Here is a 22,492-nt window from a genome sequence, read left to right as displayed (position 1 = left end):
AGCTAAACCGTTTTAGCTATAGCGATAAACCGTGCTGAGTTCAAGCATTACCCTGCGGAAATGATGCGTAATTAACAGAAGTCGTTATCAGGCGAAGAGATAAGATGCGGATTGCACTGTCGGGAGGCCGGTGGAGGAAAGAATTAAAAAACCGGCACAGAGGCCGGTTCTGGTATCAAAAACGTAAAGAGGATTATTTTAATGTGGAGAGTATTTGTCTGATTGACGCGTCGATCTGTTCAGCAATCTCTTTTGGCAGACGGCTGAATTCATACTGCACAGTCCGCTTCTCATCATTAGTTTTACGACGCGCATAGGTATTAGCTGTGGTAAAGGTAGCCAGCTTTTCCGTCACCGTCTTGCTGACGGGTGCAGGTTTTTTTAACTGACGACGGGCGCTTTTAAAGCCGTTAAGAATCGCGCTCTTCTTCTCATCCGCATTGGCGCTTAGCAGGGAATCATCAGCTTTAAGCGTTTGCTTAATATCGCTGACCAGCGCGGTGACATCAACCGCTTCCGCTTTCGCCTCTTCCCAGACATCGAGCAGTAGCTGGTAATCCTGAAGTGTCAGCTCTGATACGACCGGAAAGAGTTCAATAAATTCAGCGGGTACGGCTGCGGCCTGGAACGCACGTGAGACCTTTGCGTTTGAGATGCCTTCTGCTTTAGCAATCTCTGTTTTGCTCATGCCATTTTCGTTCATCAGCATAAAGCGCAGGCCTAATTCACGCAGGTTATGCTCTTTTGCTGTCTGAATGTCCGCAGCCAGCTGACGCGCATCACTAAGGCTCAGTTCATCAGCGGTGACCAGTACTTCCAGACTGGCACCGGAAAGAATGCATGCGGCGCGGCGGCGCGAACCATCCATGATTTCAATCCGGTCACCGTTGACACGACCAATAGCCGGAAAAAATTGCTGCAGCGTAATAGTACGGGTGATCTCCTGAAGCGATTCCGGCGTCAGCGTGCTCTGGTCACGTCCGTTGATTTTTGGGTCAACGCTGGTTCTGGTTTCAATATCATCATGCAGGATTAGCTGGCGCACAAAGGTGGCCTTCGCGCCCGACTTCAGCGTAAATGTGCGCGACTGGCTGCTGCTGTCGATCATGTTTGCGATAGCAGAATCACCAAACTTGCGCCCGATGCGCTGTATAGGTTTGCTCACAGGGTACTCCTGATATATTCAATGCGGTCAAACACAGCCCTTGAGAACTGCTCGGCTTCATATTTAGCTTTGCGCAGAGCGTCCGCACTGCCCGGATAAGAGGAGGGATTGGCACTGATCACCGTATCAAAGGATTCACCGCAGCGCTCAAATCCATCCAGCCGCGGCAGGCTGCAGTCCAGCATCGATTTGGTAAACACTTCCCGGGCATAGCTTTGCGAAGTCAGATGATCGTGTTTAGAGGTCATTTTGGACATAAAGCCGATATTGGCTTTAAGCCGTGGCTCAATGCCTTCGGACTCAATACGCTCCAGCATTTCCGGCAGACGCGTCAGATACTTCATGGTGGAGTGGAAATCGACCTGTGCCGGAGGTGTCGGCGTCAGCAATACATCACTGGCCGCAATTGCATTCAGCATGAATGAATCAAGGTGAGGTCCGGTATCAAGGAAGATAAAATCGTAGTCACCCGCCAGACGATCAATCACGTTGCGCCGTAATACTTCCGAAGGCGCAACGCCTGGCAGATGCTCAGCAACCAGCTCTTCCCAGTCGCTTGCAACAAAACCATCGTCGATAGAAGCTGGGATCACATCAACGCCGGGCATGACAGTAGGTTTAATGAATTGCTTACGAAGCTGGTCTGCATCCAGATCGTTCAGCATCGCCTGCGCTGCCGTCTCCAGAACTGAACCGACACTGTTGGTATGGCTCAGGAACATCGTGCTTGATGCCTGTGGATCCAGGTCGATAACCAGAATACGCAGGTCATTATGTAACATAGAAGGATGTGCACGCATACCGTGGGCCAGCGTGACTGTGCTCACTGTTTTTGAGACACCACCTTTGAGGCTGACAACGAATACGACAAAGGGGCCATCGTGCCGATCGCGATATTTCGGTACTTTACGATGCTGATAGATGTCGACCACATTCTGGATAGTCAGGGCATATTGTGAGGTGCTGCCGGTCTGTTTTTTCCCAAACTGATAACCTGCTGCTTCCATATCACCAATTGCGGCGACAACAGCATGCTTACTCAGCAATGGCATGTTGGCGACAGCATTCCGGGAGAAGGTCTGGTAAAAACCGGTCTGGTTAAATTCCTGACGCTGCTGCTCAATATGGTTACTCAGTCCATGTAACATGGAATTGGCACGTGTGGCCATTTCCAGCACTCCACCATAATCACGCTTCATAAGCCCCTCTGCGTTAATGTTTTTTGCATACTACACAAAAAGCACATATCTGCCAATTTTTTAGAAAAATGCCAAAAACCTGGATTTTTTCTCCGCGATGGTGAGATGCAAGCAGCATTACTTTTGTGAATCACTGGAAAGTGAATCGCTCTGCTTTTTTGTCTTACAGGCTGGTTGAGACAGATAACTTAAAATGGCGACATTAAACGAATATTTTAAGGACTAATGATTCGGAGCGGTGCATTCCGATTCTGATAAATCATCTGCCAGTCTGCAGGTTGCTCGTTAAATTGTTTTCGTGTTTTTTTAATGGTGTTTTCAGCATGAAAATTCAATAAAAGTTATTATAAATCATTTAATTAAGCGTGAAATAGCCTGGTGAAAAATTTCCAGGATTAATGCACTTTCACTCAACATTTACTGCTGACGTAGAGTTTTACTCAGAAGCTATTACAGTGCTTTTGAACCTGAAGGAGTAGGCATAACGGTAAATTGCGCAAGTAATCGTTACCGTTATCATTGCTAACTTAAGATCACTGCTTCCAAATCTATACCTTTTATGCCTTGTCATTATGTATCGTTCATAATCTGTGTTGCTGCCTGTCAACATAATGTCAGGCGTTTTCCGCATAGGGTTTTTATTGCAAGGCTTAATCCAGAAAAGAGAGGGATTTAATTCCCTTCATCATTATGTGATGTCACGAATCAAAATCATCGAAGAGTTAAGACTGCCGATTTAAGAGCATGAGTAGGAGTAGGAGTAGAGAACAGGCTTAATGCGGCAAGGCTTAGAGCAATATTAATTGGGGCAAGTCACCATAATGTAGCTATGCCGGACAGTCAGAATTAACGCTCTACTGTGCTTGATTCAGCTCCCGATACAATCTTTTCATCTTCATATCATTCTTACATTCCTGAAATTACTTCATTCACGCTAAGCCTATTTATTAGTTTAAGTTATTATGCCGAACGCATTTTTCTTACTGTCGTTCTTCCTGTTCTTCCTGTTCTTCCTGTTCTTCCTGTTCTTCCTGTTGTTCCTGTTGTTCCTTCACTGGTGCCTTATTAACTTCTTCCGGGAAAGTTATTTTAAGTGCCTTTTTAGTATGTATGACAGATTCTGAGTACTGACAAAACAAAGATATTACGTAAAGTAAGAATCTTATGGTGTTTTCATCATGAAAATAAAAAATAATCCATTATTTATCAAATAGATAGGCGATTAACATCATGGTGAGTTTTCTGTATTTTCACTGACCGATTTTCTGAGGCCTGATTTAAACTTATAACCCTAAAGATTTAATGGTTATAGGTGTATGCAACATTCCAGTCTTACCTATGATCAGCGTTAGATCGTTTTAGCAGTAAAAGACCTTCTCAGTCGTGCTTCTGATAAACCGCACATTCAGAACTGAAGGTGAAAATCACTTCTGACTGGGACTCTCAGCTAATTCTTTGTTTTGTGTGTTTTATCCCCGTTATCCACAGGCCAGATCCAATTGGTCGATCCTCAATAGATCAAATTGAGATCCTTAATAGATCCCTGCAGCGTCTGAAGCCTTGTGACACAAGGCCTGGAAGGGGGTCAGTAACCACTGTAGCGAGAAGAATAACCACTATAACGAGTATAACAACCACTATAGCGAGAAAAGCAACCGCGCTGGCGAGTACTCAACAACCACTATAGCGAGTAAGTGGTCTGAATCGGTGTGCATAACCCTGATTATGTGTAGATGACGGCTTTTTCCAGAGTGCTTGCGATGAAAGAGGGAGATCCAGTAAAGGGGGAGGGCGGTGGCTCGACTCTTTTTCAGTTAGTTTTCTCAGGTTATCCACTGAATAGATCCAATAACAGATCCATTTAAGATCCTTATTAAGTTCCTTAAAGATCCCAGCACCGCCTCAGGCCACGGTATGACTACGTTAAAGCCGGGTCGCTAACCACTATAACGAGTAAAACAACCACTATATCGAGAGAAATAACCACTATGGTAAGTAGATTAACCGCTGTAGTGAGTGATAGTATCCACTGTATCGAGTAACAGCGGCTCTCGCCTGTTCACATCACGGATCTTCCTAATGCCAAGAAAAGAACCAGATATCCTGAACATAGCTGATGCGTTTAGCGAAACAGATAAACGTACAGGTGAAGTTGTTACTCTTACCCCCAACAGTAACAACACCGTCCAGCCGGTAGCATTGATGCGACTCGGTTTATTTGTTCCGACGTTAAAATCCACAGCGCGCAGTCAGAAAAACCAGATGAACGCCATGGATGTGACCCAGGATCTTAAACAGTTATCCCTGGTCAGGTCAGAAGGCTATGACAACATTAAGATTCTGGGTGCCCGCCTGGATATGGATAATGATTTCAAAACCTGGGTCGGGATCATTCGTGCATTCGCTACGCATGAGTGTCTGGGAGACACGGTAACGCTCTCTTTCGTTGAATTTGCCAAACTATGCGGCATACCCTCAGTGCGTCTCTCCTCGAAGCTCAGGAGCCGTCTGGATGCTTCGCTGACGCGTATTGCCTCTAACACCCTGACTTTTACCAGCAAGGGCGGAGAGAACTACACGACGCACCTGGTGCAGTCTGCGAAATACAGCATCAAGAAGGACACGGTAACGCTGCAGGCCGATCCCAAGATCTTTGAGCTGTATCAGTTCGACAGAAAGGTTCTGCTGCAGCTTAAAGCCATCAATGAGCTGGCACGCAAAGAGTCTGCTCAAGCGCTCTACACCTTCATTGAAAGCCTTCCGCCGAAGCCTGCGCCGATATCTATGGCGCGTCTGCGCGCAAGACTTAACCTGACATCGCGTGTGATTACCCAGAATGCCACCGTCAGAAAGGCCATGGAGCAGTTAAAAGAGATCGGCTATCTCGACTACACCGAAACCCGACGTGGCTCATCAGTCTACTTCTGGGTTCATTATCGTCATCCTAAGCTGCGCCCGGCCGAACTGCCGCTCAGTAAGTCAGGCCTGATCGATGATGAGATGGATGAGTTTGACGATCTTGATATCGATTCCGACGTAATTGACGTCAGCCTGCCTGAACCGGTGATTGAAGAGGATAGCAGTGAGCTGGTGATGGTCTCGCGTGAAGAAAAAGAGCTACTGAACAAAATCAGGAAGCAGAAGAAGCAATGACACGCTTTCTGCTAGCATGCTACTCCGCTTTCAATCTCTTATCGGGAACGCCGGGCTGAAACGCAATAACCACTGTAGCGAGTAACGTTACTCACTATAGTGGTTACCAGCACGACAGCAACATACGTAACGCCTGTCTGAACAGGGCTAATCGCGCTATTCATCACTCTCCATCGGCAGGACCTGAATTGAGCCCGGTGCTGTGTTTACTCTCTATAGTGGTTAGTCTCTCCCGGAAGAGCGGCCTCAAAAGCGTAATAGCCAGAATGAGACCCAATGTTCACTCGCTATAGTGGTTACTTACCTGATCACAGCACAGAAAGTACGCCCGTCATGAAGTATTCAAGCAGGCTGTGCAGGGGAATTGGTGTCATTACTCTACTCGCTATAGTGGTTATCTCCTCCGTTACCGCGCTTTTTCATCTCCGTTTTGTCCATCCAGGGTGAGTAAACTACTCGCTACAGTGGTTATCAGGTTGTTTTATCGCTAAAGCGTTCAGTTAATGATCAGATACTGGCGCTGATGAATGCGATATTCTCGCTACAGTGGTTGTTAATTGGGAGCAGAAATGAGGAGCTTACTCGCTATAGTGGTTGTTATTGTCACTGGCCTATGCTCGATATAGTGGTTACCTTAAATAGAGTAAGCACTCACTATCATTTATTGCACTGTCAGTAAAAGACTTCCTGTTAAATTGCCAAATTCCCACACCTAAAAATGGTTACTCGCCACAGCCGTTAAACGGTGTGCCGTGCTTCAGATTTTTGCAGTTAAAGAGCTTAGCTGCATTCATAAAAGCACCTTTGCGAGGACCCACACAGGGCGGATTCTGCAATCAAGGGTCAAAATTCATTGTTGAGAGGGAGATCGGTTTTTTACTCGCTATAGTGGTTATGACTGAATGAAACCGTACCTGGAGTACCTGAAACAAAGGCTAATGCGCCTTCGCGCTGCAATTTAGAAGGACGGATGACGATTTACTTGCTCTGCTTACTCGCTACAGTGGTTTCCGAACCCTGAATATCGTTACTTTACTCGCTACAGTGGATAGGCGATGAAGTTCGATCCTAAAAAGGATCCGCCACTGATTTGCTTACTGGAAGAGTTAAACAGGTAACTTTACTCGCTACAGTGGTTATCAAATAGAACTAAGCCAGAATGAGTACAGAGATTGAGGCATGGCCGGAACCATCAGGAAGGCGCTGCCGTTATCCCTGTCACAAGAACGGGTCCGATGGGGGCGCGGGGGAGGGGAGGTGTTTATCGGGGCCGATGCGGCTTTGATACTGCTCTGCAGGACATCGGTGAAGAAAGCGGACTCGCGCTGACGTACCGCTTTATCACCGTTGGGACAGAGAGTGTTACATCGCCTCCCGGTATTCCGGCCAGGCAACGGATTGTGCTTCATAACGCCCTGCGGCTGCGAACAGCGTGCCCTGGAAGTTGATCACACCTGCAGCCTCCAGCCACATCCACTCTTCTGCCTGTACGATCCCTGCCGCGATGACGGTAATTTCCAGCGCGGAACAGCATTTAATAATCGCCTGAACCACCGCCTGCTTTGGCCCACTGCGATGAACATCGCGGGTGATACCGGCATCAATACGAATGCGGTCGGGCTGAATGTGAGTCAGCAAGGACAATCCCGCGGAGCCGTCACCAAAATTGTCGATCGACAGACTGATTCCGACCGCTTTTAGTGCGCGTACGGCTTCAGAGAACGCTTCCAGCTGCGAGATCACTGCGGTTTCGCTTACGCCAACTACAACCTGCTCAGGAACCAGTCCCGCCTGCTGAATAGCGGCCATAATATGATCGACGGCATTGGGTATCACCACCAGCGTCATAGGCAGCAGGCTGACGTACAGTGTCATACCGTCCGGGCAGACCAGGCCAGCATGGGCAAACGTCTTTTTCACGGTTTCCAGATCGTTAACATAAAGCTGATCGCCTGAGGTGTCGTCGGCGGGAGCAGGTCGCAGAGTGGTCGCCTCAATCGCTGTGACCTGACGAGCGAGGGGATCCACCACCGGGCGAAAGCTGACGCCTTCTGTCTCCGGACGGGAGTCCGGCACATCATTGTGCTCAGAAATAAACTCCCAGTAACCCGGCGGGAGGACCTCGTAATAGTTCTCTTTCTCACGAGACTCTACAAACGTGCGCAGGAATTGCAGTGCCCGATCATCATAGGTCAGACGATATTTTGACGTCCCTTTATCCAGCACGGCCTGCAGGAGCGATGAGCGATCGTGTTCACGCAGGTCAAAGAGTGCCATGCCCGCATTACCAAAGCGGCGGTAAGGCGCATAGTCGCGCATCAGCTCCACCACATTGTGGTGCCGTCGATCTGCACAAATCTTCTGATAGACTGCCTGAATGCCTGCTTCCGGACCCTCAAGCAATTGAAAAAAATGGGTACCGTTAAATAATAATATGCCGGTCACGTCGTGAGTCGCATTTATTTTGCTGGCGTTGTCGACCATCGCGGGCAGGGTTCTGATGGGAAAGTCATCTGAAATATGGCTGCGGTATATTATGGTAGTCAGCATGTGCAGCTCCGTTTTATAAGATTGTTGCGCACACGCTAGCATTGTTCAAAAAATGTTTCATCTCTCCTTATTCACTGTCGCACAGACTGCACCACGGCAGGTGGCAATAAGCGAAACGGCAAATTACGGGGCACGGTTCCAACAATCATAATGGGATCAGAGACGCTGAACCTGAGCAGACGAACTTATGCTTACTGAATAATAAAAAAGGCCGCCGTAATGGCAGCCTCATCGTATTGAAGGGGTAAATGTTATTTGATCAGTTCAGCAGAGACATAAGCTCGATTATCAACGCGTGCGCCGGTAATTTTATAGGATGCACCTGCATCTTTGGCCTGTGCCGCGACTTTAGCTTCAGCAGCATCCAGGGTAGACGCGGTAGCGGTAATAGTCTGGGCAAAACTACCGAATGAAATCAGAGAGAGTACAGTAACAGCAACGAAAGTTTTGATGGAGTTCATGGTCAATTCCTTAGCGTATTTCAGTCAGGGAGAGGCGTTTTGCCTCGATGGAATGAATGATAGGCGCGATCTCGCCAGACTGATATAGCTAACTTTTGCTGATATTGATCAAATATTTTGAATTATTACCATGGGGGATATCAGAGCTCGATCTGATAGCTGAAAATGCAATCTGATATCAGATTGCGCCAGCTCCAGATTAATGACACTCGCCACGCAGCTTCCAGTGCAGCCAGTGATCCAATGCTTCTTCGTTTAACGGCTTCGAATAGAAATATCCCTGAGCCTGATCGCAGCCATACTCGGTCAGGGATGTTACTGCATCCGGACACTCAACCCCTTCTGCCACCACGGTATAGTCCAGCTCTTTAAGCATGGCGATGATGCTGCGTGCAATAATGCGTGAAGCCGTGTCAGAGGAAAGCTCACTGATCAGGGAACGATCCAGCTTAATCACATCAAGCGGCATGCGACGCAGATAACTGATATTGCTGTAGCCGGAACCGAAATCATCGAGTGAAATAGTGAATCCTCGTGCTCTGAGCATCTCCAGCCCGCGCAGGGCGGTCGGGCTTTCAAGGATACGTTCGGTTTCCAGACATTCGATTCCCAGCAGAGAGGTCGGGAGCTTAGATTTGACCATCTTACTTTCCAGTGCTGAAGCGAACCCCTCGCGCGCAAAGTCACGTACGCTGACGTTTATCGTTAGCGGCAGCTGGATACAGTTATTCCTCAGCCGGCTAAGGCGCTCAACCGCCCGATCGATAATCCAGGCTGTCAGCACAGAGAGCAGATCGGTCTGCTCAGCCAGCGGGATAAAGGCGGCAGGTGAAAGTTCGCCCCGGCTGGGATGTTGCCAGCGGATAAGCGCTTCCAGACCCACGGGTTTACCACTTTGCAGGCAAATTTTCGGCTGATAGACCATATATAGCCCGGTGTTCTCGCGTAATGCCGTTTTAAGATCGGTCATCAGCAGGAAATCTTCTGAACGCTGCGTTTCAGCCTCAGCGTCAAAGCGCTGAGAGGGCAGGCCGCGGCCGACCGCTTCATGCAGCGCACTGACCGCACGGCCTAATATTTCAGATGCTGGCATGCTGCCAGCGACAAAGTCAGCCTCACCGGTATGGGGAGTCAGCGCGACTGACAGACCTTCATCCATGTCCGCACTGATACCTTCCAGACGACCGGCTACCCACGCGGCACTGAGTCGGCTATCCGCTCGGGTCAGGATAGCAAAGCGGCCGGTGGCCACCGTATAGATCATCTCCCCAACCGCCGGACGCAGGCGTAGCGGCAGCAGAGTGGCCATATCTTTCAGCAGGCTCTCAACCGGGCTCATTCCCATGGTGCGGGCCAGTTCATAAGCGCGCGACATATCGATGCAATCAATCAGAACCAGACGGCGTGGCGTGGTATCGCCGGCAACGGCAAGATATTGCAAATCACGTATCAGGCGCTGACGGTTAGGCAGCCCGGTCACCGGATCGGTAAAACCCGCCGAGTGCCAGGCTTCAAGAAAGGACATTACCAGCGTAGAGAGCAGCGTTAAGGTCGTCACCTGGTCACTGGGAAACGCATGCGGCTCGGTGTCGGTCACACATAGTGTGCCCAGAATAATGCCATCGCGTGTTTTCAGTGGCACACCGACATAAAAGCGGATAAAGGGTGAGCCAGTGATCAGGGGATGCGTGACAAAACGCGCATCGTAATAAGTATCAGGGACGATCACCGCACTGTCGCTATCAACCACGTGACGACAAAGTGAATCTGCACGCGTTGAGCGTTGCAGTTCAAAATTGTGTGATGCCCGAACGGTCTGGAACTCATCATCCAGCACCGATATAAAGCTGCCCGGGATACCCAGGGCCTGACTGGCTAACCGGACAAACTTCCGGAGAACTTCATCGCGGCTTTCATCAGGGTCGCGCAACGCCTGTAAGGCGCGGCTGCGGCGCTCATTGTCGCCGTTTAAATTGTTTAACATGTGTGTAGAACCCCCGCACCGGCTGATTACGGAGCGAAAAAAGAAAACTGTCCGGAGCGAAATGTGATTCGGGCGGCAGGAATTATGGCGTGATTTTTTATTTTCAACTGGATAATAAGGGACTATGCAGCGGGTGTCTCTTAATATTTTCTTTAACGCATTAAAGGGGTTGTTACGATTCGAAAATTTAATCGAAGATGCGCCTGATTATTTACATTTGTACATTTTATATAGCCAGGAGAGGGTTTTTACGGTTGTTAATGTTTATTTTCCGTCAGGAGATGAATAAGCATTCAGGGTGGTTAATGTTATTTCTAAGTCAGTTTTACAATTAAACAGGTCTGCAGCCAGAGACGGATCGCTATCCGCTGGTTGCTCAGGCAGATAACCTATTAAAAATACAGGTAAAAGCCTGAAAAAATGAAGACCGGCAGATATGACCTGTCAGTGTACTCCTGACTGCTATAGGTCAATCCACCGCAAGACTGCCAGTAACGCGTCGCTTCAGACAGTAATCAGTTTAACCTTTCATGCCGTGTGTGAATTGTGTCGGACGACGTGGCGGCGGGTTTTGCTCCAGCCAGTCACGAACCTGTTCGGTCCGCGGCCCTCGCTCGCGGATCGCGCGTGTCAGCCTTTCCTGTGTTGTCCTCAGTTCCTGGGTCCAGTAGGTGATTTGCCACTGTTCACGAATTTCCACCTGCGACAGATCGTCGGGCGAGCGACGCTGGATAGGATTTTTCATTCATTATCCTCCTCTTTTTCAATGATGCAGCCTGAACATGACTCTCAGGCTATACCTCTATCCTGATGAAGAAAGGGCGCTTGAGGTAGCGGAATAATCCCTGAATGGCCCTTAAGGCAAATAACAGGATAATTCCTGGCAGGAGGAATAAAGCACTCTATGGAAATAGAAAAGGCTCCGTCAGGGCGAAATATGCCGCTTCGCTTATAAAAAATCATGCATAATTTTTAAACCTGAAATTTGACATTTATTTAAAATAGTCAATTATTCTGTGGTCTTTTCGTTATGGCCGCTCTCAGGTTGCTTCGCTTTTATTGATGGTGAAGCGCTGTGCCTTTGCGGTTTAATCATGTTGAAGGAGTCTTTGTTTGGTGAATCGTCCCCCCAGGCCGCCTGTGGTCGTCCAGAGTAATGTGCGTGAACTTCGTCTTGCCGCCGGGCTCTCACAGCAGAGCGCTGCTGAGCGTTTTGACCTTAGCCTGCGCGTCTGGCAAACCAAAGAAGCCGCAGGTAACCCGACACTATTAAGTCAGGGAGAATATGAGTTGCTGTTATTACTGGCTGGCTGTCATCCCCATTTTGCTCTTGCACCTCAGAGCAAAAAGTAACGGCTGCGTTAATACCCTGAAATTTATTTCTGTGGTAACCGGCTGTCTGATAACGGTAAAAAAATTATATTTACCAACTTGAAAACTGACTACTGATCCCTATTTATAGAGATGATCGGAAATATGATACCGATCAGATGAACTTTTGGATGAACCTGTTCAGGAGATTATCACCATGTCAGTACAACAATTTTCAGTGTTCCCTTCGCTGTCTGATTCAGTCTTTTCAGACCGCTTTAACCGCATCGATAAATTGTTCAGTCAGCTTACTGGCGACAGCCCGGTAACGTCGGTTCCCGCTTACGATCTGCAACGGGTAGAGGATAATCGCTATGCGTTGACCGTCAGTGTACCTGGCTGGAAAGAGCATGAACTGGAGATCGAGTTACGAGGCGGACGGCTTTCAGTGGCCGGTCACAGAGAGAAACCGTCACAGGAAGCGTCTGGCGAGGCCCGGGAAGAGAACACCAGCTGGATCCACCGCGGCATTTCCCGACACGATTTCCAGCTGAGCTTTTCCATTCCAGAGCACATGAAGGTCACCGGAGCCAGCCTGGCAGAGGGTCTGCTTAGCATTGATTTGATCCAGGAAATACCGGAGAGCGAGAAACCGCGCCGTATCCCGATTGCGATCGGCGGTCAACGTACTCTTGAACATCAGTAATATGAACAGGGCGGAAACGGCACAGGCTGTTTCCGCCTTTTTATTCACTGGCAGGTAAGAAAGTCAAAAGAGTTCAGGCGCTGGCTGCCATAAGGCTGATTTGCGACGGTAAGCCGGTATTCGTTCCGATCAGCATGATCGGTTCACCCGCCTCAAGACTGGAGTGAAATGCAGCCTTCATCGATGCACTGATACCATCACCACACCACATCAGATGATGCTCAAAGCGGCGTTGCGCCACGGCGGGGATACCTGACGCATCTGCTGCAACTTCAACCCGAAAGCCCTGTCCGTTAAGCCGTATCGCTTCCATCCAGATCTCGGTTTCATCTGTGACGCTGACTGCTTCAAGAAACAACGGTACGGTGCTGCGTCGTTGTGAGGCCAGCGCCAGGCGCTCCCACTGACTGACTACCGCTGAATGAAAGCGCTGCTGGCGCCGCGCCGCACCTTCGCTGAGGTCAGTGCGCAGCCAGAGGTTGAGCGGCCGCAGGTAGCGATTAACATAATCATCACCACAATAGTCGGTATTCATCATCTGTAGTTCGCGATCAACATCTGCGTCCGTATTATGCGCCAGCAGATGCAACATATCCTCTTCCCGGCAGGCCCAGCCGCCAGGCAGCGCAACGCTGGGCCAGTTAAATGCAGTATGGATATCAAAGAGCGTATGACCCCCTGAGGTCATTTCACGCACACAGAGCGCACGCGTAAGCTGATTATCTGAGTAACCAGCAGGGCCAGGCGGCGTTATCAGCCCGGCACGGCGCCAGCGGCGCAGAGTTTCAGGAAGAACACCGACGAGACCACATACGGTGTCGGTAGAGTGCTGGGGCATAATTGATATCCGAAAGGCATTGAGATCCCATGAACAGGGAAGATGACGCAGTATGCGCGTCAGGAATAAATAAAGAAACAATCATTTCCAAAATCTGCTGGTGTATCGGGTGCTGAGATGGCAGTGGGTGAGGGGGATTAAACAGGGGTACAGGGCAGATGCCGGACGCAGAGACGCCCGGCGATTAAGCACACGTTACCAGTGGTACTTGTTGGAATCTTCCCACTCTTTCACTTCTTTTTCGGCACGATCTTTCTCGTAGCCGTAGCGTTCCTGAATTTTACCGACCAGCTGATCGCGCTTCCCTTCTACAACGGTCATATCGTCATCCGTAAGATCACCCCATTTTTCCTTAACTTTACCTTTGAACTGCTTCCAGTTACCGCCAATGCGATCTTCGTTCATGGTGACTCTCCCATTTCCGGTTGTTATCCAGTGACCTGATGAATATCTGTGTTGCCTGAAGGCTGTCAGATGAATCAAGCATGGCACAGCTTTTGCCTTTTGCAGCGAAGCGGTGTGAGCCGCATCAAATTATGGGCAAAAGGGAAGGAAAGGGGATTATCACGGCGGGGTCTATTCCGGGCGTCGTGCTGGCCAGCTTACTGCAGGCAGGGCATTGAGGGCTGGACGGGCAAACAGAAAGCCCTGGTAATAGCGCACCCCGGCACCTTCCAGCCAGAGCCACTCTTCAATTTTTTCAACTCCTTCCGCAATAACCGTAATTTCCAGCGCCTGACAGCATTTAATGATGGCCATCACAATCGCCTGACGCGGGCCACTGCGGTGGATATCGGTGATCAGCTTGCGATCGATTTTAACTTTGTCGGGCTGGAAATCGGCTAACAGCGACAGGCCGGCGAAACCAGCGCCAAAATCGTCGAGCGCCAGGCTGATCCCGGCCGCTTTCAGCTGCTGGACAGCAAACTGGAATGCGTCGAAGCGCGAGATGATCTCATCTTCGGTCACCTCAACCACCACCTGCTCTGGTCGCAATCCCTGCTGCCTGATCTGCTGGATAAGATGTTCAACAGCGTCGTCAATGACCACCAGCGACATGGGCAGCAGGTTGACGGAGAGCGTTTGCTCGCGCAACCCCAGATGCCTGGCCAGCTGGAAAGCGTAGGTTTTAGAGTGCAGATCGCCCTGATAGCGCTCGCTTTCTGGCAATTGCGAAAAGTAATCAGCGGGCGATGCGCCGTGCTGGCCACGTATCAAGGCTTCACAGGAGACAATCCGGCGATTCGCTGTATCCACAATAGGCTGTAGCGCAAATTCACAACGCTGACCCGGTGCCGGTTGCCAGGCTGGCTGAGATTCGGAGGTGACGGGTGTTGTCAGCGTCCACTGACTGGCAGGATCAATTTTGATAAACGTCTCTTTATCCCGCCCCTCGACGAAAGAACGCAGGAACTTCACCACCCGGTCATCTCTGATCCGTTCATCACTCAGGGTGACCCGCTTAAGCAGGGCATCCACTACGGTGTGTTTCTGATAATCACGTAAATCAAATAAGGCCATACCGGCATGACCGAAGCGACGCGCAGGGGCGTAATCCCGCATCAGCTCAATCAGGTTAAAATGCCGCTCATCCTGACTGATACGCTGGAAAACCGTGTGAACGTTGTCGACGCTACCCTCCAGCACCTGAAAAAAGTGCTGTCCGTCATAGAGCAGTATCCCGGTGACTTCAGCCTCAGCATTTTTGATACTGGCGCGCTCCACCAGCGCTTTCAATCTCTCTGGCGAGACAGAACCCGCAAGCTGGCTACGGTAAATAAGGGTGGAGAGCATAATCAGACTCACGTGGCAGAAAGTTACTGATTAAACATATCACAGAAATATTGCTGGTTAAGGGCACAACTACGACCATTATGCCGTTATATTTGCAGCATTAATTTAATCGTAGATTCAGGTAGTACTAAAGGATTCGACAATCAGGACATCAGATCGCAGTGCGGCAATAACCGGGCATAGAAATGAAGGGAAAAGAAAAACCCCCATAAAATCGGGGGCGAACAGCAGATATAGCGCATTATTATAACGTTACAGCTTCCCTGGTGAGGCGCTGGTCAATCTGATATTGCCAGATTATTACGCACTTTTTATTCTCCTTACCACGTCATTCTGGCGAGGCTTTTAAGCGGGTAAAAATCCGTTTATTTGCTATTTCGGAAAATTGTTTTGAGATTCAATCCACTGTTTCAGGCTTCAGGCGATGTCAGCACAACCAATGAATTATCAGGTTACAAATCAACCACTTTTCCAGACACTCCCTTAACGTCATCAGCACAGTAGTCAGCAACGCATGAACGTTGTCGGTCTGCAGAGACAATCAGATGTTGATATCTGCCTTATCTGAAAAAAGTGCCCCCTGTAAAAGGGGGCAAGGGTAGGAGTCAGATCGCTCTGTAAAAGAAGTGGATTTCATTACAGAGCCATTCAAAGATAGGGCAAAAACGATGTTTATGCCGCTACGGTTAACTCTTTTTTTAATTAGATATCAAACAATTAAAAAGCTAACAATATTCAATGGCTATTTAAATCAATACCTTAATCAGATATGAAAACGATTTCTAAGATTAGGATTAAAGTCCTGTTTCGGCTGCTGCTTCTGCTATAAATGGCCACAATTAAGCCATTGCTTAGCGATCTGAGACTGGTAAACAGAGCAGACTTGACCCTTAAAGCGAATAATTGTACTGTTTATATATACAGCATATTATCGATTGAGAGCCGGTGTGGGGTAAAGATGTCACAGGATGATGAGGTCTGGTCAGCATTCAGAGAGGCGATGAGGCGGGATGATACCGGTCAGTGCACAGTGAGTACCCGGGATTTTGTGGCTGAACTGGAACAACGCAACTCACCTCACACGCTTCGGGCCGCGAATACCTGGATAGAGATGCATATCACGACTTTCAGTGATATCTCAATTGAGCCCGGGGAATGTCGACTGTTCCGTGTGCCTGCGGCGCGTGATTAAAACGTGCCGCAGCGCAGACAGGATAAGAAAGGGTTTCAGCCTGACTGCTGTAACAGATACAGGCTGAAGCAGGCATCAGAGCCTGGATGTGTTCCGACGCATGTCAGACCGATCCTGGAATTTAGGATTCGCGGGGAAGCTCTTCTCGCACGCCATGCGCGCCAGATTCAATGCGACTTTGCGTTTTTTAAGCTTTAACTTCGGCAACCACTCTTTGAACTGTGCCGTTAGCGACGCTGCCTGCTGCTCGTTGGTGACACGACAGATAAATAGCTTGCTCTTGGTCTGACGACTGACATCAATGGCATAGATCTCTACACCTGCGCTGCACACTTCATATTCAACATCCGTAAACTGCATGTGTGGCCAAAGACCGGTTCTGGTTTCAAATGTGGCTAAATCCATGACGACTACCTTTTTTATTTTAAGCGTTATTGCTACCCAACAGACTAAAGCCTGGTCGGGCCAGTGAGCATAGACCAGATTCAGCATTCCGCCAGCGATTTCACTGATTTAATCTGGCCCTGACACAAAAGGCTAAAATCTCCTACCGTCACCTGTTATCTGACAGGTAGCCAGTCATCCTCTTATCAGAAAATCTGATGACAGACTGTCATGCTGGTTTTTCACCCCTTCAGCTCTTCAGCTTTACAAGCCCTGCCTTTGCTGCGTCTGCGACGGTATCCCACGAATTTAAATCGCCTTCTCCTTAACAATTATCGTCAGCATCGCTGTTGAATTAGCGGGCTAATTATCAGATCCAAATGAATGGCTGCTTCCGCGTCATTGTGGCCATCCGGCAATGGAAATCTTCTGACAGGAGATGTGGCAAATTTATCTCAGATGATGAGATGTAAAAAGGTGTGTCAAAATAAAAATGAATAAATGGCAGAGTAGTGTTCTGGCTAGTTCACTCTGTACCATTCGCAAGGAAAAATAAAAAAATATATTCGCCATGCTTAATTAAAGCCCTGCAGACAAGAGCCGATAAGAACGATCCAACTTTAAATTATGTCCAGATTATTCTTTTTTGCCGGGGGCAAGTATGACTATTACACAACGTCTGGTATTGATTTTCTCACTGCTTGCAATGTCACTGATTGCGCTGGTGATTATCTCTTTATCAGTGATTTCGGGCTTTCAATCCCGCTTTGAATATGTACAGATGAACGCAATACCCAGCATTCGCGATCTCAATAAATCGATCAGCGTGACCAATCAGTTGGGTATTGCGCTTTATCGCCACCACAGCACCAGCGATGCGGCAAAATTCCCTGCTGCGGAAGAGCGCATTGAGAATCTGCTTACGCAGATTAAGTCGCTCAATGATTACTACATGGCTAACGACATCTCCAGCGATGAAGATAAGGCGATGACGGAACAGGCCTATAAAAATCTGGATGCGGTCCGCAGCGCATTGCCGGCATTTCTTGCCGCGTCACGCGCCCATAATGATGCGGTCACGCTGCCATTATTGCAGAGTGAGGGCGGTATTGGTGCCGCATCCCGTAAGATGGAAGCGGATTTCACCCGTCAGATTCAGCTGAATATCGATATTGGCGAACAGCTCAGGGCGGAGAACAAGCGCGTTTATAGCCAGACCCTGTGGGCGATGTCTGGCGGATCGCTGCTGCTTATTCTGATACTGGCCGGTTTCTCCACTAAGGTGATTCTCGGCATCAAAAAGAGCCTCTCAGGCATGGTCAATACCATGACGCAGGTGAGTCATACCCTCGACCTGACTCATACCGCGGAGGTCCGCAGTAAGGATGAGATCGGCAAAACGGCGATGGCATTTAATCAGCTGCTGGCACGCGTCTCCGGCACGTTGCTTTCCGTCAGTCACGCCGCGCAATCGGTGAGTACCGGATCAACGCAGATAGCGGCGGGCAACGAAGATCTCTCTGCACGCACGGAAGAACAGGCGGCTTCACTGGAGCAAACCTCAGCCAGCATGGCGACACTGAGCGAAACGGTGCGACAGAACTCAGAGGGTGCGCAACAGGCCAGTAGCCTGGCAAATAACGCGAATCACATGTCAATCCAGAATGGGACGGCGGTGAAGCAGATGCTCAGTACCATGGATGAAATCCGCGCCAGCTCTGCCAAAATCTCTGAAATTACCGGACTGATTGAAGGCATCGCGTTTCAGACCAATATTCTGGCGCTGAATGCGGCAGTCGAGGCAGCGCGTGCGGGCGAGCATGGTCGCGGCTTCGCTGTTGTTGCCTCTGAAGTGCGTAATCTGGCGCAGCGCTCCTCTTCTGCCGCCCGTGAAATTAAGGATCTTATCTCAACATCGGTTTCACAGGTCGAACACGGTTTAGAGCAGGCCAGCGGCGTTGGATCTAACAGTGAAAATGTCCGTCAGGCCATTCAGCAGGTGGCCGATCTGGTCAATGAGATTGCGGCGGCTACCTCTGAGCAGAGTAAAGGCATTGAACAGGTTCATCAGGCCATTGGTCAGATGGATGAAGTGACGCAACAGAACGCCTCACTGGTGGAAGAGGCCTCATCCGCCTCTAAGTCGCTGCAGGAGCAGGCAGAAACGCTGTCGGGACTGGTGGCGACCTTTAAGCTGGAAAGCAATCACCGTGCAGTGCAGTCGCAGCAGACCGCTGCAGTACGGCGTCCGGTATTACACACAAAGCAGCCTGAGCAGCAGACCATCGACCTGACTAAGGCGAACTGGGAAAGTTTTTAATTGTTGAGCAGTAACTTAAGGGCCTCCACAATGTGGGGGCTTTTTTTATCATTAATCAGAATAAATAAACGACTTTTTCTGAAATAAATATAAAATGAAATCGATTTCATTATAAAAGTGCAGGTAACTCTTTAGGGTTATAAGGTTTAAATTAGAATTTGCCGGGCGTAGATATTTGTTTTGATAGTCTGGTGATAATTAGTCAGATACAGGCAGGATTTCAGTTATCGGCTATTCATGACGCAACTTGAATTTCTTTATCTTCAAAACAATAACGCTGAAGTCAGGCTTGTGGCTTAATGATTTTTGCCAGGTGTTTTTATTTCAATTTTATGATTTTTAAGGGTATTTTTCAAGTTTGGCTTAGGTGAATATTGAAGTAAATATTGTCATTTTATTCGCTGTAAAATAACGCAGCGCAATCTATACTCCCTTCCGTGTTATATGTACTTCTGATTTTTATACGAAACTCCTTTCTTCATAGCGATATTGTGCTGCATGAGGCATCTCTGGCTATGTAAAAGAAAAGGTATAAATAATATTACGAAAGCTATTTCGTGCGCTACACACCTGCACGCCTCACACATCAGAGCGGAAAAGAATGAAAAAAATACTCGACCGGATTAATTTGCCAGCGAAATTCCTGTTACTCGGATCCTTTGCGCTGGTGCTGTTTATTTTACCCACCTTTCTGTTTATTCAGACGGGCAACCAGCTTATCGATACAAAGAATGTGGAACTGACCGGTATACCGGTCGAAAGAAAGGTGCTCAAGTTGCTGAACCTGCTGCAGCGGCACCGTGCGGAAAGTGCGATCGCTATCTCGCTGAACAAACCAGATAACGCGCCACGTATGGCGTTGGTCAGTGAGGTTAATCGCTTATCTCAGACGATTGCTGACGAATTACGTCAGAATAATGAGCAGGCGCAGCCGCTGAAACGGCTGGAGCGGGTTAATCAGGAGTGGAGCCAGCTGCAGAACGATATTAACGCGGGCAAACTGACCCTGGCAACCAGCCTGACGCGACATGCTCAGCTGATTCAGGTGCTACTCGATACGAACCAGGATGTACTTGATTTCTATCAGCTATCGCTGGATGCCGATCTGAATACCTACCAGCTGATTGTCAGTATCTTTAGTCGCCTGCCGCAACTGACTGAAACGCTGGGACAGATTCGTGCTAGCGGCACGTCGCTGATTGCAGGTGGGAATGTGTCGGATGCCGATCGCAGCCGCATGGCATTTCAGCTTGATTATGGCAAAACGGCGCTGAGACAGTTTAGCGGCAACATGGATAAAGTATTTTCCATTGAGCCAGATCTTAAAACCACCTTTGGCAATCTGGCACAGGATGCGAACCAGCAGGCGCTGAGTGCGCTGAATCTGGCTGATAGTGTCTTTGTCAGCGGTCACGCCAGCGTGACGCCGGTTGACTATGTGCGGGTCTTTACCCAGGCGATTAACCGTTACGGCGAGCTGGGTGAACAAACCAGCCATCGTCTGGAAGGAATGATGCAGACGCAGATCCAGGAACGCCGCTATGCGCAATATCTGTTACTGGCAGGTCTGTTTGCCGTCGCGCTGCTGGCCATTCTGCTGGCCGTGATGATCACCCGTTCTGTTACCCGGCCGGTTAAAGAAGCGGTCGAAGTTGCCAGCCGCGTCGCGGCGGGCGATCTGACGGCACAGCTGAACGTTTCCGGCAGCAATGAGATGGCTGAGCTGCTGAATGCACTGATGCGGATGCAGCAGCGTCTTGCTCAACTGGTGTCGGATATCAAAGGTAACGCGGCTACCATCGCCAACTCCTCAGAAGAGATTGCCCGTGGCAATGGCGATCTGTCGTCGCGCACCGAGCAACAGGCGGCTTCACTGGCTGAAACGGCTGCCAGCATGGAGCAGCTGGCGGCAATCATTCAGCAGAACGCGGATAACACGCGCTTTGCCTCTGCCCGTGCAGAATCTGCCACGCAGGCTGCACTCTCCAGTGGTGCAGCAATGGATTCGGTGATGGAGACCATGCACAAAATTCGTGGCAGCTCAGGTAAAATTGAAGAGATTACCTCGGTGATCGACAGTATCGCCTTCCAGACCAACATTCTGGCACTGAATGCGGCCGTGGAAGCGGCACGCGCCGGTGAGCAGGGTAAAGGTTTTGCGGTTGTTGCATCGGAAGTGCGGGCACTGGCACAACGTTCAGCCAGTGCAGCTAAAGAGATCAAAGGTCTGATTGAGCAGTCGGTCGGCCACGCGCAGGAAGGGATCGCCATGGCGCAGAACGCAGGCGATAAGGTGAAACAGAGCGTCAGCGCCATTGAACAGACCTCTCAGCTGATGCGCGACATCACTTCTTCATCCGAAGAGCAGAGCAGTGGCATCTCGCAGGTCAATATTGCGGTGAACCAGATGGATCAGGTGACGCAGCAGAACGCCGTGCTGGTTGAAGAGTCGGCCTCCTCAGCTGATGAACTCGCCGCGCGCGCAGGGCAGTTACGTACGATGGTTGCGGTGTTCCAGACTGCATAATGATGTTAAACAGCCGCCTTTGGGCGGCTGTTCTCTTCTCAGCATTTATTCCGCGCTACGCCTGATGATCCTGCAGACAGGCCAGATACTTCTCTCCCGACCGCATCACCTTCTCTTTTGCCTGCTGATGGATATCCTGCCCTTCAAACGCGCCATACAGTTGCCCGAATGTCACGCCGGAGAGCCTATGCAGTATGTCGCCTACCGTAGCGGCTGACAGCGGCAGCATATTCGGGTAGCTCCACATAAACGACACGCCATGCGCACCCGGCGTGACCTGGATAATATCACCCGCCAGAATCATCCCATCACCTTCGTCCCAGTACAGCACGCTGCCGCCGGGAAAATGGCCGCCCAACCGTAACAGCGTCACAGAGGGCATCAGCGTCAGCGACTCGCCCTGCCATAACTGAATATGCGGACTCTTCCGCACAATCCATTGGCGATCGCGGGCGTGCAGATGAATGGGCGCATTAAACGCTTCAGCCCACTCCTGCATGGTGGTGTAGTAGTGCGGATGTGAAATGGCGATAGCATCAATGCCGCCCAGCGCCGCGATCAGCGTATAGGTGGCATCATCAAGGTTGGCAATGCAGTCCCACAGCACGTTGCCGTGCGGCGTGCGCAGCAGAAAAGCGCGCTGGTTGATGGCAAACTCAGGCACGGTTTTAAGACTTAACAGCGCATCGCTGTGAGCCGTCCACTTATTGGCGTGGCTGGCGCGCAGTTCATCAAACGCGATCCAGCGCTGACCGGCGGCCGGAACGTACTGGCGTTCATCATCACAGATTTTACAGTGCTGATGAGTGGAATGAGCGGGATAAGCCGTTCCGCAGGCGGTACATAACATCGTCATGGTGATCTCCTTTGTCTCCCTCAATCTTATGCACACCTGCGAAAACCGCACT

17 protein-coding genes are annotated in these 22,492 nt (G+C 49.6%); 6 read left to right on the top strand and 11 right to left on the bottom strand.

Annotation, left to right across the window (positions count from 1 at the left end):
- Positions 1-193 precede the first annotated feature (193 nt).
- Both OK412_RS23035 and OK412_RS23030 read right to left on the bottom strand, forming a co-directional pair.
- A complete protein-coding gene (locus OK412_RS23035) occupies positions 194-1,165 on the bottom strand; it encodes a ParB family protein (protein ID WP_010671957.1) in 972 nt (323 codons plus the stop codon).
- Positions 1,162-2,364 (bottom strand): AAA family ATPase, encoded by a 1,203-nt coding sequence (locus tag OK412_RS23030; protein WP_010256940.1) that lies wholly within the window; start codon positions 2,362-2,364, stop codon positions 1,162-1,164. The genes OK412_RS23035 and OK412_RS23030 overlap by 4 nt, the downstream gene beginning before the upstream one ends.
- A gap of 2,079 nt (positions 2,365-4,443) precedes the next feature.
- On the opposite strand from OK412_RS23030, the gene OK412_RS23025 reads away from it, so the two are divergent.
- Positions 4,444-5,517 (top strand): RepB family plasmid replication initiator protein, encoded by a 1,074-nt coding sequence (locus OK412_RS23025; protein WP_010256943.1) that lies wholly within the window; start codon positions 4,444-4,446, stop codon positions 5,515-5,517.
- Positions 5,518-6,879: 1,362 nt separating this feature from the next.
- On the opposite strand, the gene OK412_RS23020 is transcribed toward OK412_RS23025, so the two are convergent.
- From OK412_RS23020 to OK412_RS23005, 4 genes are all read right to left on the bottom strand, one after another.
- Complete coding sequence (locus tag OK412_RS23020; RefSeq protein WP_264353636.1) at positions 6,880-8,067, bottom strand: diguanylate phosphodiesterase; 1,188 nt, start codon at positions 8,065-8,067, stop codon at positions 6,880-6,882.
- Positions 8,068-8,318: 251 nt separating this feature from the next.
- Positions 8,319-8,528, bottom strand: a complete 210-nt coding sequence (locus OK412_RS23015) for a YdgH/BhsA/McbA-like domain containing protein (RefSeq protein ID WP_264353635.1) — start codon at positions 8,526-8,528, stop codon at positions 8,319-8,321.
- A gap of 199 nt (positions 8,529-8,727) precedes the next feature.
- Positions 8,728-10,512 (bottom strand): GGDEF and EAL domain-containing protein, encoded by a 1,785-nt coding sequence (locus OK412_RS23010; protein WP_010256951.1) that lies wholly within the window; start codon positions 10,510-10,512, stop codon positions 8,728-8,730.
- Positions 10,513-11,032: 520 nt separating this feature from the next.
- Positions 11,033-11,257 (bottom strand): DUF3606 domain-containing protein, encoded by a 225-nt coding sequence (locus OK412_RS23005; RefSeq protein ID WP_010256955.1) that lies wholly within the window; start codon positions 11,255-11,257, stop codon positions 11,033-11,035.
- 368 nt (positions 11,258-11,625) lie between these two features.
- On the opposite strand from OK412_RS23005, the gene OK412_RS23000 reads away from it, so the two are divergent.
- Both OK412_RS23000 and OK412_RS22995 read left to right on the top strand, forming a co-directional pair.
- Positions 11,626-11,865 carry a hypothetical protein gene (locus OK412_RS23000; RefSeq protein ID WP_022624236.1) on the top strand — a complete coding sequence of 80 codons (240 nt, stop codon included), beginning with the start codon at positions 11,626-11,628 and terminating at the stop codon, positions 11,863-11,865.
- 175 nt (positions 11,866-12,040) lie between these two features.
- Complete coding sequence (locus OK412_RS22995; RefSeq protein ID WP_010256958.1) at positions 12,041-12,529, top strand: Hsp20 family protein; 489 nt, start codon at positions 12,041-12,043, stop codon at positions 12,527-12,529.
- Positions 12,530-12,602: 73 nt separating this feature from the next.
- Here OK412_RS22995 and OK412_RS22990 read toward each other — a convergent pair whose 3' ends face one another.
- From OK412_RS22990 to OK412_RS22980, 3 genes are all read right to left on the bottom strand, one after another.
- The gene (locus OK412_RS22990; RefSeq protein WP_033786360.1) at positions 12,603-13,367 is read right to left on the bottom strand and encodes a MerR family transcriptional regulator; all 765 of its coding nucleotides are present in this window, start codon (positions 13,365-13,367) and stop codon (positions 12,603-12,605) included.
- Between the two features lie 195 nt (positions 13,368-13,562).
- Positions 13,563-13,772 (bottom strand): CsbD family protein, encoded by a 210-nt coding sequence (locus tag OK412_RS22985; RefSeq protein WP_010256969.1) that lies wholly within the window; start codon positions 13,770-13,772, stop codon positions 13,563-13,565.
- Between the two features lie 171 nt (positions 13,773-13,943).
- The gene (locus tag OK412_RS22980; RefSeq protein WP_010256973.1) at positions 13,944-15,161 is read right to left on the bottom strand and encodes a diguanylate phosphodiesterase; all 1,218 of its coding nucleotides are present in this window, start codon (positions 15,159-15,161) and stop codon (positions 13,944-13,946) included.
- Between the two features lie 958 nt (positions 15,162-16,119).
- Between OK412_RS22980 and OK412_RS22975 the strand changes: the two genes are divergently transcribed.
- The gene (locus tag OK412_RS22975; RefSeq protein WP_223566298.1) at positions 16,120-16,353 is read left to right on the top strand and encodes a DNA polymerase V subunit; all 234 of its coding nucleotides are present in this window, start codon (positions 16,120-16,122) and stop codon (positions 16,351-16,353) included.
- Between the two features lie 75 nt (positions 16,354-16,428).
- Here the strand turns inward: OK412_RS22975 and OK412_RS22970 are convergent, their stop codons facing one another.
- Positions 16,429-16,758: a hypothetical protein gene (locus OK412_RS22970; protein WP_010256979.1), complete on the bottom strand. Its 330-nt coding sequence runs from the start codon at positions 16,756-16,758 to the stop codon at positions 16,429-16,431.
- A gap of 640 nt (positions 16,759-17,398) precedes the next feature.
- Between OK412_RS22970 and OK412_RS22965 the strand changes: the two genes are divergently transcribed.
- Both OK412_RS22965 and OK412_RS22960 read left to right on the top strand, forming a co-directional pair.
- Positions 17,399-19,057, top strand: a complete 1,659-nt coding sequence (locus tag OK412_RS22965) for a methyl-accepting chemotaxis protein (protein ID WP_060678839.1) — start codon at positions 17,399-17,401, stop codon at positions 19,055-19,057.
- A gap of 601 nt (positions 19,058-19,658) precedes the next feature.
- A complete protein-coding gene (locus OK412_RS22960) occupies positions 19,659-21,584 on the top strand; it encodes a methyl-accepting chemotaxis protein (protein ID WP_050680262.1) in 1,926 nt (641 codons plus the stop codon).
- Between the two features lie 55 nt (positions 21,585-21,639).
- Here OK412_RS22960 and OK412_RS22955 read toward each other — a convergent pair whose 3' ends face one another.
- Entirely contained in the window at positions 21,640-22,440 is an 801-nt protein-coding gene (locus tag OK412_RS22955; RefSeq protein ID WP_022624244.1) for an MBL fold metallo-hydrolase, read from the bottom strand.
- Between the last annotated feature and the right edge of the window lie 52 nt (positions 22,441-22,492).

The organism is Pantoea sp. JV6 (genome assembly GCF_025910055.1).
GTDB classification, from domain to species: domain Bacteria; phylum Pseudomonadota; class Gammaproteobacteria; order Enterobacterales; family Enterobacteriaceae; genus Pantoea; species Pantoea agglomerans.
This window is presented reverse-complemented; position numbering and strand designations above follow the sequence as displayed.

Coding starts and splice junctions, on each gene's coding strand:
- OK412_RS23030 (WP_010256940.1), bottom strand. CDS start 2,364: ATGAAGCGTGATTATGGTGGAGTGCTGGAAATGGCCACACGTGCCAAT.
- OK412_RS23025 (WP_010256943.1), top strand. CDS start 4,444: ATGCCAAGAAAAGAACCAGATATCCTGAACATAGCTGATGCGTTTAGC.
- OK412_RS23020 (WP_264353636.1), bottom strand. CDS start 8,067: ATGCTGACTACCATAATATACCGCAGCCATATTTCAGATGACTTTCCC.
- OK412_RS23015 (WP_264353635.1), bottom strand. CDS start 8,528: ATGAACTCCATCAAAACTTTCGTTGCTGTTACTGTACTCTCTCTGATT.
- OK412_RS23010 (WP_010256951.1), bottom strand. CDS start 10,512: ATGTTAAACAATTTAAACGGCGACAATGAGCGCCGCAGCCGCGCCTTA.
- OK412_RS23005 (WP_010256955.1), bottom strand. CDS start 11,257: ATGAAAAATCCTATCCAGCGTCGCTCGCCCGACGATCTGTCGCAGGTG.
- OK412_RS22995 (WP_010256958.1), top strand. CDS start 12,041: ATGTCAGTACAACAATTTTCAGTGTTCCCTTCGCTGTCTGATTCAGTC.
- OK412_RS22990 (WP_033786360.1), bottom strand. CDS start 13,367: ATGCCCCAGCACTCTACCGACACCGTATGTGGTCTCGTCGGTGTTCTT.
- OK412_RS22985 (WP_010256969.1), bottom strand. CDS start 13,772: ATGAACGAAGATCGCATTGGCGGTAACTGGAAGCAGTTCAAAGGTAAA.
- OK412_RS22980 (WP_010256973.1), bottom strand. CDS start 15,161: ATGCTCTCCACCCTTATTTACCGTAGCCAGCTTGCGGGTTCTGTCTCG.
- OK412_RS22975 (WP_223566298.1), top strand. CDS start 16,120: ATGTCACAGGATGATGAGGTCTGGTCAGCATTCAGAGAGGCGATGAGG.
- OK412_RS22970 (WP_010256979.1), bottom strand. CDS start 16,758: ATGGATTTAGCCACATTTGAAACCAGAACCGGTCTTTGGCCACACATG.
- OK412_RS22965 (WP_060678839.1), top strand. CDS start 17,399: ATGACTATTACACAACGTCTGGTATTGATTTTCTCACTGCTTGCAATG.
- OK412_RS22960 (WP_050680262.1), top strand. CDS start 19,659: ATGAAAAAAATACTCGACCGGATTAATTTGCCAGCGAAATTCCTGTTA.
- OK412_RS22955 (WP_022624244.1), bottom strand. CDS start 22,440: ATGACGATGTTATGTACCGCCTGCGGAACGGCTTATCCCGCTCATTCC.